General features: G+C 38.6%; 2 protein-coding genes. Both read left to right on the plus strand.

Annotated elements, in window-relative coordinates; all coding sequences use genetic code 11:
* Positions 1-145 precede the first annotated feature (145 nt).
* The gene (locus R7O13_RS23835) at positions 146-1,225 is read left to right on the plus strand and encodes a hypothetical protein (RefSeq protein WP_206225566.1); all 1,080 of its coding nucleotides are present in this window, start codon (positions 146-148) and stop codon (positions 1,223-1,225) included.
* A gap of 173 nt (positions 1,226-1,398) precedes the next feature.
* Complete coding sequence (locus R7O13_RS23840) at positions 1,399-1,881, plus strand: nucleotidyltransferase domain-containing protein (protein WP_115386103.1); 483 nt, start codon at positions 1,399-1,401, stop codon at positions 1,879-1,881.
* Positions 1,882-2,601: the final 720 nt, after the last annotated feature.

The raw sequence follows: 2,601 nt of genomic DNA on the forward strand, positions 1-2,601 counted from the left end.
TTTGATTCAGCTTTCGTGTTTACGGCACAATGGTTTAGCTTAGGTGGCAGCGTTGCTCACTACTTAACGCGGCGTTATGCGCACATAGAAATAACAATGCAACTAGTTTATTATTTAGAGAATCAGTAGAAATGGAAGAGAGTATATGCTTAATTTCACGCAATTCACTAAAGATCATTGGATCGCGATAGCAGGTATTGTTACAGGCGGGGTAATAGCTTTTGGTTTACCATACTGGGAAAGTTATTGGGTTCAGACCCCTCAGCTATCGATAGAAATTAATTCAATTTCCAGGGAAATTTCAGATGAAGCCGGGATTACGGTTCAAGATCACCTGGAGCTAGGTATCCTGAAACCAAGAGTGAGTGGTGGACTAACTGGTTCCTATTTAAGCCTTATTGAGGAAAGCTTGCGGTTTGAAGATATTGATAGGAAAAGAAAAGGAATAGTTACGACTGAACAACTTCGAGAAATGCTAGAAGCTGCAAAAGACGAACTCAAGGCTCTTCCTGAGCGTATTGAAAATGCTCAAGAACAATTAGATGATGTTAAAAAATTAAAACCGGACAGTTTATCTATTCAAGAATTAGTTCGTCTAAATAGGCCCTTATTGAATGAAGTTGATGTTAGTTTTACTGAGTTTCAGGACAAGATGGAAGATATTAAAGGTAATGAAAGTTACTTTAACGGAATTATTAACCAGTTTATAGAACAATATAAAAAACAATTAAATTATGTAGAAGAACGCTATACCGAGCTCCAAACAAATTTGCCAACGAGTGAACGAAAAGTAGAGACGTTAATAGATGAATTGAAAAGGAGTAAGTCGTTTTTTCGAGTTTCTGCTGTTTTAACTAACTCCGGTAAGTCCAGTATTTCTATTAAACGGCCAGCACTTTTGAGAGTCTATATTGGTACTGGAAATTATGTAGATCTTAAAATGGAGTTGGAGGACTATCATAAATCTGCAGAAGTCAAATCTCATGGAACAAGTATAGCTTCCTTTAAATCCAAAGAAATATCGACAATACCTCATGATGATCAAAAGTTAATTAATACATATTGGGGTCAAAGTGTCCATGCTATCCTGTTCACTGAAGATATTTTGAGTTCTATTAATGCTTCAAATCCAATTGCTTTTTCAGAAGGTTTATACCAAAAAATTATTTATGATCGTCTCGAAGGTGAGGCGTCAAGCAAAAAATATTTCACTGAGCAATATTAACAATTCGCAAGTTCGCATAACAAAGCATTTAAGAGTGATTCCCAACGCTTGGCATTTTTCATTCCATCGTTGGGTTTTGTGTTTACGGTGGTATGGTTAAGTTTCGTGGCAGCGTTGCTCACACCTTAATGCGGCGTTATGGCGCAGGGATAGAATCAGCTAAGGGAAACTATATGAGCGAGAAAGTAAAAGTAGCCTTGAACTGGCTCAAAGGTCTTTTGGAATCGGAGAATATCGAGTATCAAATAGTCGGTGGGTTGGCGGCAACGGTTCATGGTGGCAGTCGTGAAGTCGCAGACATCGACCTCTATATCCACAATTCAGATGCAAAAAAAGTATTAGCTCACGTTTCACAGTATGTTTCTAAGCCACTTACTCGTTACTCGGAATATGGCTGGGACTTAGAGTATTTTCAGTTAATCTATCGAAATCAAAAAATTGAAATAGGTTTGGCTCAACATACCAAGATCCAATCTTCACTGGACGGTTCGTGGCACCAACTTGAAATCGACTTCTCAAAGTCAGTTGTCAAAAGCTATCAAGGTATTGAATTACGGGTCATTCCAGTATATCAGTTGGTTGAATATAAGCGAATATTGGGTAGGGAAGTAGACCTCATAGACGTTCAGCAGTTAGCTTCAAGTTCAGCGCCATAACAAAGCATTTAAGGGTGATTCTCAACGCTTAGCATTTTTCATTCCATCGTTGGGTTTCGTGTTTATGGCGCATTGGTTTAGGTTAGGTGGTGGCGTTGTTCACACCTTAATGCGGCGTTAGTTGCCAATGAGGAAAACGCAGCTAAAGCAGAATGTTTAGAGTTAAAATCAGTGTATTTTTGGTGGCGTTTCGTACTTTAATTTTGAATCGTTCGGGTTTGTGAAAATCGTTCTCAGGTTTCTTTTGTGGTTGGATTTTCTGTTTCAGAAACCGAATCACTTGTTGAGAGTCAGCTCTGTGATATTGTCTTTTCAAAGAGCTTTTTGGTGTTGTTAGCCCGTTTTCTACGGCGTTGTTTGTTCCAAGTGGTTTCAGTGACAGGCGCTTTGAAACTGCGCCTGATTTGAGTTTTTCAAAACACACAAAGACAGTGTTGGCAAAGCGGCAATCAATTTCAAATCAAAGCTTTAGGTTTGGCAACTAACAAAGCATTTAAGAGGGATTCACAACGCTTGGCAGTTTTGGTTTGAATTGGCTTTAGTGTTTACGGCACAATGGTTTAGGTCGGGTGGTTTGCGTTGTTCACCCCTTAATGCGGCGTTAATTGGCTTTAAATTCGTCAGGAGTAATTAAATTGAGTAAATACGATCAAGTAGATTTAGCTTATGAGTTTCTGTCCATGAAAGAAACCGAGGGTGAGTCTTTTACAATTGATGAAT

This window comes from Vibrio sp. Y176 (genome assembly GCF_033438945.1).